The 12,985-nt window shown below is 63.2% G+C and carries 14 protein-coding genes; 3 read left to right on the top strand and 11 right to left on the bottom strand.

Annotated features, from left to right (window positions below; all coding sequences use genetic code 11):
* Entirely contained in the window at positions 1–1,302 is a 1,302-nt protein-coding gene (locus tag M1D51_RS18845) for a cation:proton antiporter (protein ID WP_458107581.1), read from the bottom strand.
* 42 nt (positions 1,303–1,344) lie between these two features.
* On the bottom strand, positions 1,345–1,908 hold the full coding sequence (locus M1D51_RS18850; protein ID WP_172322663.1) for a TetR/AcrR family transcriptional regulator: 564 nt from the start codon (positions 1,906–1,908) through the stop codon (positions 1,345–1,347).
* A 95-nt stretch (positions 1,909–2,003) separates the two neighbouring features.
* Between M1D51_RS18850 and M1D51_RS18855 the strand changes: the two genes are divergently transcribed.
* Positions 2,004–2,837: an alpha/beta fold hydrolase gene (locus M1D51_RS18855; protein ID WP_172322664.1), complete on the top strand. Its 834-nt coding sequence runs from the start codon at positions 2,004–2,006 to the stop codon at positions 2,835–2,837.
* A 224-nt stretch (positions 2,838–3,061) separates the two neighbouring features.
* The gene (locus tag M1D51_RS18860) at positions 3,062–4,429 is read left to right on the top strand and encodes an MFS transporter (protein ID WP_458107582.1); all 1,368 of its coding nucleotides are present in this window, start codon (positions 3,062–3,064) and stop codon (positions 4,427–4,429) included.
* A gap of 57 nt (positions 4,430–4,486) precedes the next feature.
* Here the strand turns inward: M1D51_RS18860 and M1D51_RS18865 are convergent, their stop codons facing one another.
* The 5 genes from M1D51_RS18865 to M1D51_RS18885 all read right to left on the bottom strand — a co-directional run bounded on the left by M1D51_RS18865 (position 4,487) and on the right by M1D51_RS18885 (position 8,866).
* Positions 4,487–5,407: an NADP-dependent oxidoreductase gene (locus tag M1D51_RS18865; protein WP_458107583.1), complete on the bottom strand. Its 921-nt coding sequence runs from the start codon at positions 5,405–5,407 to the stop codon at positions 4,487–4,489.
* A gap of 61 nt (positions 5,408–5,468) precedes the next feature.
* The gene (locus M1D51_RS18870) at positions 5,469–5,702 is read right to left on the bottom strand and encodes a DUF6480 family protein (RefSeq protein ID WP_458107584.1); all 234 of its coding nucleotides are present in this window, start codon (positions 5,700–5,702) and stop codon (positions 5,469–5,471) included.
* A gap of 97 nt (positions 5,703–5,799) precedes the next feature.
* Positions 5,800–6,681, bottom strand: coding sequence for an SMP-30/gluconolactonase/LRE family protein (locus tag M1D51_RS18875; protein ID WP_458107585.1), 882 nt, complete (start codon positions 6,679–6,681; stop codon positions 5,800–5,802).
* Positions 6,682–6,690: 9 nt separating this feature from the next.
* The gene (locus M1D51_RS18880; protein ID WP_458107586.1) at positions 6,691–8,148 is read right to left on the bottom strand and encodes an MFS transporter; all 1,458 of its coding nucleotides are present in this window, start codon (positions 8,146–8,148) and stop codon (positions 6,691–6,693) included.
* Positions 8,132–8,866 carry a TetR/AcrR family transcriptional regulator gene (locus tag M1D51_RS18885; protein ID WP_458107587.1) on the bottom strand — a complete coding sequence of 245 codons (735 nt, stop codon included), beginning with the start codon at positions 8,864–8,866 and terminating at the stop codon, positions 8,132–8,134. The genes M1D51_RS18880 and M1D51_RS18885 overlap by 17 nt, the downstream gene beginning before the upstream one ends.
* Positions 8,867–8,984: 118 nt before the next feature.
* Between M1D51_RS18885 and M1D51_RS18890 the strand changes: the two genes are divergently transcribed.
* On the top strand, positions 8,985–9,710 hold the full coding sequence (locus tag M1D51_RS18890; RefSeq protein WP_172322671.1) for a DUF2306 domain-containing protein: 726 nt from the start codon (positions 8,985–8,987) through the stop codon (positions 9,708–9,710).
* Between the two features lie 41 nt (positions 9,711–9,751).
* On the opposite strand, the gene M1D51_RS18895 is transcribed toward M1D51_RS18890, so the two are convergent.
* The 4 genes from M1D51_RS18895 to M1D51_RS18910 form a co-directional block, all read right to left on the bottom strand.
* Positions 9,752–11,041: an adenylosuccinate synthase gene (locus M1D51_RS18895; RefSeq protein WP_144663349.1), complete on the bottom strand. Its 1,290-nt coding sequence runs from the start codon at positions 11,039–11,041 to the stop codon at positions 9,752–9,754.
* 244 nt (positions 11,042–11,285) lie between these two features.
* On the bottom strand, positions 11,286–11,816 hold the full coding sequence (locus tag M1D51_RS18900) for a hypothetical protein (RefSeq protein ID WP_458107588.1): 531 nt from the start codon (positions 11,814–11,816) through the stop codon (positions 11,286–11,288).
* Positions 11,803–12,327 carry a signal peptidase I gene (locus tag M1D51_RS18905; RefSeq protein WP_458107589.1) on the bottom strand — a complete coding sequence of 175 codons (525 nt, stop codon included), beginning with the start codon at positions 12,325–12,327 and terminating at the stop codon, positions 11,803–11,805. The genes M1D51_RS18900 and M1D51_RS18905 overlap by 14 nt, the downstream gene beginning before the upstream one ends.
* Positions 12,324–12,983 (bottom strand): SipW-dependent-type signal peptide-containing protein, encoded by a 660-nt coding sequence (locus M1D51_RS18910; protein ID WP_458107590.1) that lies wholly within the window; start codon positions 12,981–12,983, stop codon positions 12,324–12,326. Before M1D51_RS18910 ends, M1D51_RS18905 begins: the two co-directional genes overlap by 4 nt.
* Positions 12,984–12,985 lie beyond the last annotated feature (2 nt).

Consider the following 12,985-nt stretch of genomic DNA (forward strand, 5'->3'; position numbering starts at 1 on the left):
CTAAACAGCAGTTGTTGGCGCCCGGCCTTCATCACCATGCTGCTTCCGTGCTTCAGCAGCCCGGAGTCGATCCAGCCTGTTCATCAGCGGCGCGGTGGTGGCTCCATGCACCACGATGGACAGTGCAACCACCAAACCGATCAAGGCCCACAGCTCACGTGCCTCGGCATCGAAGTTTCCATGGGTCAGCGCATATGCCACGTAATAGAGCGACCCTATGCCGCGAATTCCAAAGTAGGAGATGGCAAGTCTTTCGCGCGGTCCGGTCTTGCCGCCCATCAATCCGAGCCATCCAGCCAAAGGGCGGACCAGCAAGAGGAACGCGAACGCCACCAACAGCTCGGCCCAGCCGATTCCCTCCAACAATCCCCGGGCTATGGCTCCGCCAAGGAGCACCAGGATCACCACGGTCATGAGGCGTTCCAGCTGCTCCACGTAACTGTGCAGCACCTGGTGATAGGAATGATTGTGCTCAGCGGAGCGGATGGTCAGGGCGCAGAGGAACACCGCAACGAAGCCGTAGCCTTCCAGCATCTCCGCAACGCCGTAGGCCAGGAAGGTAGCTGCGAGCGCCACGAAGCCCTCGGAGTGTTCGGATAAGCGGAAACTCTTGCCCTTGGCGGCGAAGAAGATCAGGCTGAGGAGCTTTCCGGTTCCGAAACCGAGCAGCACTCCCACCCCAATGCGCCACAGGACATCCACCCCAAGCCACTCCCCCAGCCAGGCTTCCGGTGATGCCCCCACCACGCTGATGAGGATGGCCAGGTACACAAAGGGAAAAGCCAGGCCGTCATTCAAGCCTGCCTCGGAGGTCAGGGCAAAGCGGACCTCATCCTCGTCCGGGTCATCTTCGGTGTCGGCGGGCTTTCCCACCTGGACCTCGGAGGCCAGCACGGGGTCAGTAGGGGCAAGCGCTGCCGCGACGAGGATGGCAGCAGCCAGCCCCAGCCCCAACACCCACAACCCCAGGAGGGTCATCACCAGGATGCACAACGGCATGACGATTCCCAGGAGCCGCCAGGTGGTGGTCCAGCCGCGCCAACGGAAGGGCCTGTCCAGGGCCAATCCGGCACCCATGAGCGAGATGATGACGCACACTTCGGACAGGTGTGTGGTGAAATCCGCGTACTGCACAGGATCGGGGCTGGGCAGGTCCGGGAGCAGGGTGAACGCCAGCATGCCACTGCCCAGGAAGACCATGGGCATGGAGAGGGGCATGTTGCGCAGCAATTTCGGCAGGACCGCTGCGGCCAACACCGCAAAGCCGGCCGAAAGGAACAAGATGCTGGGGGCTTCGAACACGAATAGTCTTCTTCCTGCAGCGTTGGAACGCGTGTCAGAAGCCTAGTCGGCCGGCAGGGCTGCGTCGATCAGGACTTCGGCTGCTTGACGTGCCTGTCCGGCGGCATCGGACGTTCCTGCGATGGCAGCAGTGGTTTGGGCTCCTTCGGCGAGGATCGCCAGCTGCGGCGCCAGGTAGGCCGGTGCGCCTGCCTCGAGCGCCAGGCGTCCGACGTATTCCTGGAACGATTCCTTGTGCTTCCGCGCATACTCGGCAACTTCGGGGCTCACCGCACCCAGTTCAGCGAAGCTGTTGATGAACCCGCACCCGCGGAACGAATCCTGGCAGAACCATCCCGCAAGGTAGTCGAAGATGGCGAGGAGGCGATCCCGGGGTGTTCGGGCTTGTTGGACCGTTGCGTCGAGTCCTTCGGTCCAGGACTGGTGCCGGTGCTCCAGGACAGCCATGACGATGCTGCTCTTCGAGGGAAATTCCCCGTAGAGCTTCTTCAAGGAAACCCCGGCCGCAGAGCGGAGTTCATCCATGCCGACGGCCTGGATTCCCTTGGCGTTGTAGAGCTCGTCGGCGGTGACAACGATGCGTTCGCGAACCTCGGAAATATCCATGTACCTATTCTACTTGCATTGAGAACGAACGTTCTCTACTATGGAGAACACAGAGGGAGAACGACCGTTCTCCACTTCGAGAAAAGGGACACATCATGGGTTTCATCAAGGTTGGCACCGAGAACACCACGGACATCGAGCTCTACTACGAAGACCACGGAACGGGCCAGCCCGTAGTCCTGATCCACGGCTACCCACTGGATGGCGGCTCCTGGGAGAAGCAGTCGGCAGCCCTCCTCAACGCCGGCTACCGGGTCATCACCTATGATCGCCGCGGATTCGGCAAGTCCAGCAAGCCGACCACCGGCTATGACTACGACACCTTCGCGGCGGACCTGAACACCGTACTGGAAACCCTGGACCTGCAGAACGTGGTGCTGGTCGGATTCTCGATGGGCACCGGCGAAGTTGGACGCTACCTCGGCACCTACGGTGAAGCCCGTATTGCCAAGGCCGCATTCCTGGCATCCCTCGAACCCTTCCTCCTCCAGACGGACGACAACCCCACCGGCGTTCCGTCCACAGTCTTCGACGGCATCCGCAGCGCCGCCATCGAGGACCGCTACGCCTGGTTCACCAACTTCTACAACGACTTTTTCAACACCGATAACTTCCTGGGCAACCGCCTCAGCGAAGAAGCCCTGCAGAATGCCTGGAACGTCGCCGCCGGCTCGTCCTGGTACGCATCCTTCGCAGTGGTGGATTCCTGGCTCACGGACTTCCGCTCCGACATCGAGAAGGTCACCGTCCCGTCCCTGATCGTCCACGGCACCGATGACCGCATCCTGCCCATCGATGCCACCGGCCGCGAGTTCACCAAGCGCCTGCCCTCCGCCGAATACGTGGAGATCGAGGACGCCCCGCACGGCATGCTCTGGACGCACGGCGCCGAAATCAACGAGGTCCTGCTGCGCTTCCTGGCCAAGTAGCCACTCACCAGCAAAAACATTCACGACGGCGGCAGCTCGCCCCGGTTCCCCACGGAACCGGAGGCGAGCTGCCGTCGTCGTGCGTTGACGTAGCTCACATCTCGATCTATGATTTATGAATCGATTCAAGATGTAACCTTCCTCACGCTGAATGACCACTCTGTTCAGTCCTGGATGGGAAGAGTTCTTGTTCCTTGCCAACGACGCCAGAGGAGTACAGCGACGTGACAGTCACGCACCGGAGGGACCTCAGCACCTCCCCCGAACCAAACACCAGCCCTGCACCGACCACCGGGCAGAAGGATCCGAAGAAGGCCGCCATGAGCGGTTGGATCGGAAGTGCGCTGGAGTACTACGACTTCGCCCTGTACTCACTGGCAGCGACGCTGCTGTTTCCCACCATTTTCTTTCCCACCGAGAATGCCACGGTAGGCATCATTGCCTCGCTGGCCACCTACGCCGTGGGCTACGTTTCCCGCCCGCTCGGTGCCGTGATCCTTGGCGCCTACGGAGACCGGCACGGACGCAAGAAGGTGCTGGTCTTCGCGATGCTGCTCATGGGTTTCGCCACCTTTGCGGTCGGGCTCCTGCCCACTTACGGACAGGTGGGCCTCCTGGCCCCCGTCCTGCTGGTGATTCTCCGGCTGATCCAGGGATTTGCGGTGGCAGGTGAACTCGGTGGCGCCAGCGCGATGATCGTGGAGCACTCCCCGGATGCAAAGCGCGGGTTCTTCGCAAGCTTCAGCCTGCAGGGCACGCAGGTGGGCTCCATCCTCGCCACCGCCGTACTGATTCCACTCGCAGCACTCCTCCCGGAAGAGCAGTTTCACTCCTGGGGCTGGCGATTGCCGTTCCTGCTCAGCGCCGTAGTGATCATTGCCGGATACGTTATCCGCCGCCGCGTCGAAGAACCGCCCGCGTACTTGGCCCAGTCCGATGACGTAGCCGCCAAGCGCCGCTTCCCGCTGGTGGACCTCCTGCGCACCCACCCCTGGGTTCTGGTCCGCTGCATCATCATGACGTTCACCAACGTGATCGGCATGGCCACCCTCATTTTCGGCGTCTCCTTCGCCACCCAGAAGGGCTACGGGATCGGCTTCTCCAGCAGCGAGTTCCTCTGGGTTACCCTGGCTGCCAACGTGGCCGCAGTCCTGACCATCCCGCTGTTCGGCGCCCTGTCCGACAAGATCGGCCGGCGGACACTGATGGTGGCCGGTGGCATCGCCGGCGGCTTGCTGACCGTGGGGTATCTGTGGTCGATCGAACAGCGCAGCCTGCCCTTGGTGTTCGTCTGCGTCGTGATCGTCCAGGGCATCCTCTTCCAGATGTGGAACGCCACGTTCGCCACGTTCTTCCAGGAGCAATTCCCCATGCGGATGAGGGTGACCGGCTTCGCCGTCTCGCAGAACATCGGCCTGATGATTGCCTCGTTCTTCCCGAGCCTCTTCACGGCCATCGCTCCCCCGGGATCCGCAAACATTCCCATGGTCATCGGCCTGACAACACTGGGCATCTGCCTCGTCTCGGCCGTGGCAACACTGATGTCCTCGGATACCAAGGGCAAGACGCTCGAGGACCTCGAGGCGCGCTAGCCGCGGCAGCCCGCCGTCGAGCCCCGCCGTCGAGCCCTGCCGGAACAGTGGCCACGCCTATGGAACAGTGACCACGATCTTCCCGCGTGTATGCCCTTCCATGTTGAGCCGAAAGGCGTCGGCCGCATCGGCCAAGGGAAGTGCAGTGGCCACTTCCACCCGGATGTTGTGTTCGTCCACCAGGTCAGCGAGCTCCTGAAGTTCAGCACCCACGGGATTGACCCACATCCAGGTGCCGCCATGGGCCTCCACGTCGCTGTCGGCAATGGAGGCGTGCCGGCCATTGCCGGCCAGCACCGCCAGTGTTGCCTCGAGGTTGCCGCCCACGAAGTCGGCCACCACCTCCACCCCTTCCGGGCGCAACGCCTTCACCCGCTGGGCGAGCCCTTCGCCATAGGCAACGGGTTCGGCGCCCAAGGACCTGAGGAAGTCATGGTTCTTCTCCGACGCCGTCGCGATCACTTTCGCGCCACGCGCTGCGGCGATCTGGATGGCCAGGGAGCCCACTCCGCCGGATCCACCGTGGATCAGGATGCTCTCCCCTGACCGCACGCCCAAGCGGTTGAGGACCTGGAACGCCGTGAGACCGGCCAAAGGCAGCCCCGCCGACTCATTCCAGTCCAATGATGCCGGTTTGCGGGCCAGCAGCCGTTCCGGCAAGGCGATGTATTCGGCAAAACTGCCGCCGTGGACGTAGTCCTTCCGGCCGTAGGAAATCACTTCGTCGCCGGGTTTGAAGTGCGGAGCGTCAATACCAACCGCTTCCACAACACCGGCCACATCCCAGCCGGGGATCGCCGGAAATTGGAGATCCATGAATGAGTCCAAGTAGCCACCCATGATTTTCCAGTCCACCGGGTTCACCGAGGATGCCTTAACCCTGACCAGGACCATGCCCGGCCCCACTTTGGGCATGGGCCGCTCCGTCAGTTCCAGGACGTCGGGGCTTCCATATTCGCTGTAAGTCATTGCCTTCATATGAGCGCCAACTCCCATTTAGTGCAGCGTATTCCACGAAGGCACGACGACGACCTGCCGGCTAGTCGAAGAAGCCCACAATGTAGCCGATGAAGTACAGCAGGGAGAGCAGGACTCCGGCACCGATGGCAGCCAGCCAGAAGACCTGGGTTCCCTTCCTGGGTCCGCCCTCGTCATGGCCTTGGGGGCCGGCCGTTGACGATTCGCCGGGAGGGGTTTCCCCAGGGGGCACTCCCCCGCCTGGCTCCAAGCCGGTGATCTTGTCCTCATACGGGTCGGGGTTGCTTCCGGACATGTTCACTCCCTCGATCGCAGTGCTGTTGCTCCATGCCAGCGTATCGAATCACCGCGCCCAGACCTACAGCAACCTTACTAATCCGCCTCAGCGTTGCTCAGGATTGCTGGCGCGCCTCCCTGGCATCCCGCGTCGATGTGCGCAGCCGATACAAGGACGTGGTGGCTGTGAGGTAGAGATCCTGGCCGTCGGGCCCGCCGAAGCAGAGATTGGAGACCTTTTCAGGAAGCTCGACGGCGGCCAGCAGCGCGCCGTCGTGGTCGTAGACACGGACCGACGCTCCAGCCGAGGTCCACACCCGGCCCTCGGCGTCAACGCGGAAACCGTCCGAAGCGGCGTCGTCTTCGAGCTCAACAAAGGTCCTGCCCTCTCCGCATTCGCCGCCCTCAACCGGATAGACAGCAATGCGGAACGGCACTCCGTAGCCGCGTCCTGCAGTGTCCGAAACATAGAGAAGCGATTCATCCGGGGAGAACGCCAGGCCGTTGGGGTGCACTAGATCGGTGACCACCGCAGTCAGTTCCTGCGTTTCAGGATCGAAGCGGAACACGTAGCAACCGCCGTATTCCTGCTCACCTTCATGCCCTTCGACCGTCCCGGGGAGGATTCCGTAGGGCGGATCGGTGAACCAGACCGTTCCATCGCCGGCCACCACAACGTCGTTGGGCGAGTTAAGCCGATGCCCGCCGAACGCTTCAACGATCGGCGTCACCACGCCGTCGTGATCCCTCTCCACCCGCCGTCGGCCGTGGCTGCACTGCACCACGCTGCCGTCCCGGTGAAGTGTTCGCCCGTTGGTGTATTCAACGCCGGTGGCGTACTCGCGCGTTGAGCCGGTGGCTGGAGAGAACTCGAGGATCCTGTTGTTGGGGATGTCGCTCCAGCGAACGGTCTGCGACTCCGGAATCCACAGGGGGCCCTCGGCCCACACTGTTCCTTCAAACAACTTTTCCAGGGTGCCTGTGATCAGATTCTCCATGTTTTGAGACTAGTCGTTGGCAGGTTCCGAGCTGGGCTTCCTTGCCGCTTCCTTGGTGTTGAGCTTTCCATCGGAAGGCATCACCAGGACCGCCACCACCGTTAGTACTGCGCTGACAAGGACCGCCATGAAGACGGCAGTGGAGGCTGCAACCGTAGTGTCCGGATCGGGGCCGCCACCGGGTCCCTTGGCATAGATCGCGTTGGCGATGGCACCGAACACGGCCACGCCGATGGAGCTGCCGATGGAACGGGCAAAGAGGTTGGTACCGGTGACCACGCCGCGCTCATTCCATTCCACGCTGGTCTGGGCGGCAATGAGGCTGGGCGTTGCCACCAGGCCCAATCCCAGGCCCACAATGAAGCAGGCCACCGCCACCAGGAGAACACTGGGCGTTTGGGCAGTGAGGGCAAGAACTGCGCTGCCAATGACCGTGATCACGATGCCGATGGCAGCTGTTCTCTTGAACCCGATCCGGAGATAGAACCGGCCGGCCTGTGATGCACTGATGGGCCAGCCAATGGTCAAGGCCGCCAAGGCGAGTCCGGCCAAAAGGGGCGAGGTCTTGAGGGATCCTTCAAGGAACGTAGGGACATAGGAAGTCAGCCCCAGCATGACCGCACCAACGCCGAAGGAGATCAGGGCCGTCGTCGCCAGCAGCCTGCGGGAGACAACCCATGGCGGCAGGACCGGCTCCGCAGCTTTCCTTTCCACCAGGAGGAACGCGACGAACAGCAAGGCTCCGCCGGCAAAAACGGAGATGCTGATCGCGGAGTCCCAAGGCCACGCCTGACCACCCTGCAGGGCCCCGAGGATCAGCAGGCTCAAGGAAACCGTCAGCAGCCCTGCTCCCAAGTAGTCGATCCGATGCTTGGTCCGCTCCACGTTCTCGTGGAACGTACGGAGGAGCATCCAGCCGGCCAACAGGCACAGCGGAATGTTGATGAGGAAGATCCACCGCCAGATTCCCAATGCGGCGAAGACCCCTCCCAGAGTTGGCCCCACCACCGAAGACACGGCCCACACGCTGGCCAGATAGCCCTGCACTTTGGCACGCTCAGCCAGGGTGTAGATATCACCGGCAATGGTGATCGCCACAGGCTGGACCGCGCCGGCGCCGAGCCCTTGGAGCACCCGGAACGCGATCAGAGCCGGCATGCTCCACGCCAGCCCGCAGAGAATGGAACCGAGCAGGAACAGGCCAATCCCGCCCAGGATCATCGGCTTGCGCCCAACTACATCCGACAACTTGGCATAGACAGGCACGGAGACCGCTTGTGCCAACAAATACGCCGAAAACAGCCAAGGGAACGAGGCAAACCCGCCGATGTCCGCCACGATGGACGGCACGGCCGTGGCAACGATGGTGGCATCGATCGCCACGAGGCCTGTGGCGAGCATCAGCGCAATCAGGATCGGTCCGCGCCGGGAACGGAACCCGACTCCTTCTTCAGTCGCTGTGCTCATGCGCCCTCCCGTGTGATGTCCAGTTCCGTTGATGGAGCCGCTCGAATCCGTCAAGGAGCAGGTCCAGGGCAAACTCGAACTCGAATTGGTCGTCGCAGCCGTTCCCCACCACTGACTCGTCGTCATGCGCAGCGGACACCGCGATCCGAAAAAGGTTGGGGTAGTTCTCTGCCATCATCTGCGCCATGGCGGCCTGGACTTCCGGCGCCGCCTTCGGCTCCGGGTTCCCGCCCTGCCGCCCTGCGTCGTCGAAGACCTCTTGGGTAAAGCCCCACATCCTGCTTCCCATGGCATGCATCACGTGGTGCGTAAGGTCCTCGGAGAAACCACCGGCCAGGAACATTCCCACAAAGGTGTCCATGTACCCCAGGACGGCGGGGGTGGTGTTGGTACGGGTCTCGATCACAGGGCGGGCCCATGGATGACGAAGAAGTACGCGCCTGGCCGAAAGCACCCGGAGGCGGACCGCGGTTTTCCACGGAACATCGGGGGTGGGCGGGTCGATCTCCCCCACAAGGGCGTCCACCATGCCGTCGAGGAGCTCCTCCTTGTTGGCTACGTGCTTGTAAAGCGCCATCGGAACGACGCTGAGCTCCTGGGCAAGCCGGCGCATGCTCAGCGCATCAAGGCCCACCTCGTCGGCGAGAACGACGGCGGCCTGAAGCACCCGGTCCCGGTTCAGCGGTACGCGTCGTACTGCTTCAGCGTGCTGGGTCATGGGCGGGCCTCCGAGTAAACCGGGTTGTTCCACGATGGGGATTGACAGGTTTACAGCGTACACCTAGCCTGTTTTCCATAAAGGTGTACGCCGTACACCTCGTAGCCAAGGCAGAGCCATGACATCCAAAAACATCACCCCTCGCGCCAAGCGCCGCGCTGCGTGGGCGGTCCCCATGGGCTTGATCGCCCTCAGCCTCATCCCAGTGCTAGCCGGCGCGGCGCGGCTCACCGAGCTGACCGGCGGCTCTACCGTGACGCCCCAAAATGCCAGGTTCTTCAGCTCGCCCCTTCCGGTGGTCATCCACATCGTCACTGTCACGGTCTACAGCCTGCTGGGAGCCTTCCAGTTCGCCCCCAATCTTCGCCGCGGCAAGCGGTCCTGGCACCGAACAGCCGGCCGCATTCTGATTCCGGCAGGCTTGCTCGCCGGCCTGTCCGGCCTGTGGATGTCCGTGTTCTACGTCCTTCCGGAAACCGACGGCGAAGCTCTTCTGGTTCTTCGCGTGGTTTTTGGTTCCGCCATGGTTGCGGGCATCATCATGGGCATCCTTGCGATCCGCCGACGTGACTTCACTGCGCACGGAGCGTGGATGACGCGCGCCTACGCCATAGCAGTGGGCGCCGGAACACAGGCCTTGGTGCTGCTGCCGTGGACCCTGCTGGTGGGTCCCACGGACGAGGCCACCCGCGCAGTTCTCATGGGCGCATCCTGGGTGATCAACCTCGCGGTGGCCGAATATGCCATCCGTCGCCGCCATGCAGCGTCCGGCCGCACAACCCGCCCGGCCAGTCGCGTGCTCACCCCTGAGACCACGACGGCGGGCCACCGCTCGGTTCCATGAGGAACCAAGGTGACCCGCCGTCGTCGTAAATTCAGTAAAACCTAGTCGTTGATGAGGTCGTGAACAACGATTGTCTGGTCGCGGTCCGGGCCGACGCCGATGGCCGAGAAGCGCGTGCCGGACAGCTTTTCCAGGGCCAGCACATAGTTGCGCGCATTCTCCGGGAGGTCTTCCAGGGTGCGGGCTCCGGTGATGTCCTCGGTCCAACCGTCGAAGTACTCGAAGATGGGCACCGCGTGGTGGAACTCGGTCTGCGTCATGGGCATTTCGTCGTGGCGAACGCCGTCAACATCGTAGGCAACACAGACCGGGATCTGCTCGATGCCCGTCAGGACGTCCAGCTTGGTGACGAAGTAGTCCGTGAAGCCGTTGACGCGGGAAGCGTGGCGGGCCAGGACGGCGTCGTACCAACCGCAGCGGCGCGGACGGCCGGTGTTCACACCGAACTCACCGCCGGTCTTCTGGAGGTAGACACCCATGTCATCGAACAGTTCCGTGGGGAACGGGCCGGCACCGACTCGCGTGGTGTAGGCCTTGATGATGCCGATGGAGCGGGAAATGCGGGTGGGGCCGATGCCCGAGCCAACCGACGCGCCGCCGGCGGTCGGGTTGGAGGAGGTGACGAACGGGTAGGTGCCGTGGTCGACGTCCAGGAACGTGGCCTGGCCACCTTCCATGAGCACAACCTTGCCCTCGTCCAAAGCATTGTTGAGGACCAGTGTGCTGTCGATGACCAGCGGGCGCAGCCTCTCGGCGAAGGAGAGGAAATACTCCACAATTTCGTCGGCAATGATGTCCCGGCGGTTGTAGACCTTGACCAGGAGCTCGTTCTTCTGGCGCAACGAGCCCTCCACCTTCTGGCGGAGGATGGACTCGTCAAAGACGTCCTGGACCCGGATACCCAGGCGGGCCACCTTGTCCATGTACGCGGGGCCGATGCCGCGGCCCGTGGTGCCGATGGCGCGGCTGCCAAGGAAGCGCTCGGTCACCTTGTCCAGCACCTGGTGGTACGGAGCAACCAGGTGGGCGTTGGCCGAAACACGCAGGCGGGAAGTGTCCGCGCCACGGGCTTCAAGGCCGTCGATTTCCTGGAACAGGGCCTCAAGGTTCACCACACAGCCGTTGCCGATAATGGGAATGGCGTTGGGGCTCAGGATGCCCGCGGGAAGGAGCTTCAGCTCATACTTCTCACCGCCAACAACCACGGTGTGCCCGGCGTTGTTACCGCCGTTGGGCTTGACCACGTAGTCAACGCGGCCACCGAGCAGATCAGTTGCTTTGCCTTTGCCTTCGTCGCCCCACTGGGCTCCGACGATCACGATAGCGGGCATGGGATCCTCCCCCATTCTTTCGGGCCCGGACCCAGCCGGATGGCCAGGACGAGACGCCGTACATGAGAATGCCCCGAAGAAACCGTGCAGCCTGCCACCAGGGCCGGCATACGCAAGAGTTCGGGGCTCTTACCAGCCAAGTTTAGCCGATGACACCGCTTTCTCTGGTGTCAAGGCGTCGCGAAAGGCCTCCTGGTGAAGTTTTCCCCCAGGAAACCCCGGCGGGGCCGCCACAGGTTATGGATCAGGCGGCCAGATTCCTGCAGGAGCCGCCCAACCCGGCAACCAGCCCCGCGTTGGTTGCTACGGAGGCGGACTTGGAAGTCCAGCCACCGTCCTTGATCACAATGGCAATCTGCAGCTCCGTTCCAAGCCCCAGAAGCCCACCCAGGAGATTGACCGGAACATCGGTAACATAGCCTGCCGCCGGCGAACCCGTGGTGTTGGACGTCAGCGAAAATCCTGTCAGCGGCGCCAGTGCCGAACCCAATCCGCTGGTGGATACCTGCACTTCCGCGTTGGCTGAGGTGTACCCGGTTGGCGGTTTCCACAGAATACGAACGTAGGCCCCCAGTCCGAGGACGCCCGGGTTGTATGTGCACTGGCCGTTGAGCGCAGGAGCTGGAATGGTCACCGTCCCGAAGCTGCCGGACGCGAACTGTCCATGCTGCCACGCCGCCTCGGTGACGGCCGGCGGATTCATCACGGAAAGCACGACGGCGAGGGGCACCGCCAGCAACAGCCCCGCCATCCCCACCGATCTACGCCGCAACATTCTGTCCGCTCCTGCGTCGGCCGGCGCTCCTTGGCCACAGGACCCATGTCACCAGCGCCGATACTGCAACCGTGGTGGCGCCCAGGACCACTGGGTTGGCTGCAGCGGCCAGCGGGTGCGCGAGCCCCGGCGCGGACCAGAGCACCAGGCGGACTTTTTCCACCACATAAGGGGCGGGATCAGCTTCCGTGTTGGCGTCGCCTTTCATGGTGATCATTCGAGCGGCCCCCTCCGCAGGGTCCACGGTTTGGACCCTGTGCGTGATGGGCAGCTTTCCAGGCCTGTCCACGGTGACCACGTCCCCAACGGTGATCTCCTGTGCGGGGATTTCCCGGACCACGGCCAGTGATCCGGCCGGAATTGCCGGGGACATGGACCCCGTCTTGAACATGATCAACGTGATGTTGAACAAGAGCGCGCACACCACTGCCAGGATGCAGACGGCACCGCCCGCGGCAGCGACGTTGAGCACGGTTTCCCGCAGCCTGCCCTGGATTTGTCCGCGGCTCATGAGTTTGAGGTGGCCGTAAATTGCCAGGTCGCAGTAGCAGTTTGGCCTTGCAGGGCGTTGTTGGCACCGGCCGGAAGCGTGACCTCGAAGCAGAACTGGGTAGGCGCTCCGGGCAACGTTGCCGACGCAGCTGCCAAGGGATTGACGACGCCGGCCGCTTGCCCTTGCGTGAACGCCTTGGCGCCGTCGGTGCCCACCACAAATGGTGGGTTCCCGGTGAACGAGGCAGCGTCGCACGTTGCGGAACGAACCACCCGGTAGCGCAAGGCTGCGCCAAGATCTGCAGTTACCGTTCCGCTGCTGGTAACCGTTGGAACGCCGAGCACCACTTCGCCTGCCACCGAGTTTGCCGTGGTTCGGATGGCGAAGGGTGCGTAGACCACGCTGCCAGGGCTCATGGCAGTCGCGGTAAAAACCAGCGCTGCACCGGGCGAGGCGTTGTTGGGGCTCCAGGCCCCTGACGCGCTGTACGGCTTGGTGACGTTGGATTCCGTGGCGAACACACTCGCGCCGAAGGAACCGGTGGCGAAGTCGCTGTCAGTCCACGAGGCCAGGGTCACGGAGCTCCCGAGCCCCAGCACCAGTGCCCCTGCAAGGAGTGCGCGGATGCGGAGCAGGGCCGCACCGCGCTTGGTTTCGGCTTGTCGTCGGCCCATGG

The sequence above is a fragment of the Arthrobacter sp. R3-55 genome (assembly GCF_054161505.1).

What these genes read in the sequence shown, in the direction of transcription:
- M1D51_RS18850 (WP_172322663.1), bottom strand. Translation starts at nt 1,908, where the DNA reads ATGGATATTTCCGAGGTTCGCGAACGCATCGTTGTCACCGCCGACGAG.
- M1D51_RS18855 (WP_172322664.1), top strand. Translation starts at nt 2,004, where the DNA reads ATGGGTTTCATCAAGGTTGGCACCGAGAACACCACGGACATCGAGCTC.
- M1D51_RS18865 (WP_458107583.1), bottom strand. Translation starts at nt 5,407, where the DNA reads ATGAAGGCAATGACTTACAGCGAATATGGAAGCCCCGACGTCCTGGAA.
- M1D51_RS18870 (WP_458107584.1), bottom strand. Translation starts at nt 5,702, where the DNA reads ATGTCCGGAAGCAACCCCGACCCGTATGAGGACAAGATCACCGGCTTG.
- M1D51_RS18875 (WP_458107585.1), bottom strand. Translation starts at nt 6,681, where the DNA reads ATGGAGAATCTGATCACAGGCACCCTGGAAAAGTTGTTTGAAGGAACA.
- M1D51_RS18880 (WP_458107586.1), bottom strand. Translation starts at nt 8,148, where the DNA reads ATGAGCACAGCGACTGAAGAAGGAGTCGGGTTCCGTTCCCGGCGCGGA.
- M1D51_RS18885 (WP_458107587.1), bottom strand. Translation starts at nt 8,866, where the DNA reads ATGACCCAGCACGCTGAAGCAGTACGACGCGTACCGCTGAACCGGGAC.
- M1D51_RS18890 (WP_172322671.1), top strand. Translation starts at nt 8,985, where the DNA reads ATGACATCCAAAAACATCACCCCTCGCGCCAAGCGCCGCGCTGCGTGG.
- M1D51_RS18895 (WP_144663349.1), bottom strand. Translation starts at nt 11,041, where the DNA reads ATGCCCGCTATCGTGATCGTCGGAGCCCAGTGGGGCGACGAAGGCAAA.
- M1D51_RS18900 (WP_458107588.1), bottom strand. Translation starts at nt 11,816, where the DNA reads ATGTTGCGGCGTAGATCGGTGGGGATGGCGGGGCTGTTGCTGGCGGTG.
- M1D51_RS18905 (WP_458107589.1), bottom strand. Translation starts at nt 12,327, where the DNA reads ATGAGCCGCGGACAAATCCAGGGCAGGCTGCGGGAAACCGTGCTCAAC.
- M1D51_RS18910 (WP_458107590.1), bottom strand. Translation starts at nt 12,983, where the DNA reads ATGGGCCGACGACAAGCCGAAACCAAGCGCGGTGCGGCCCTGCTCCGC.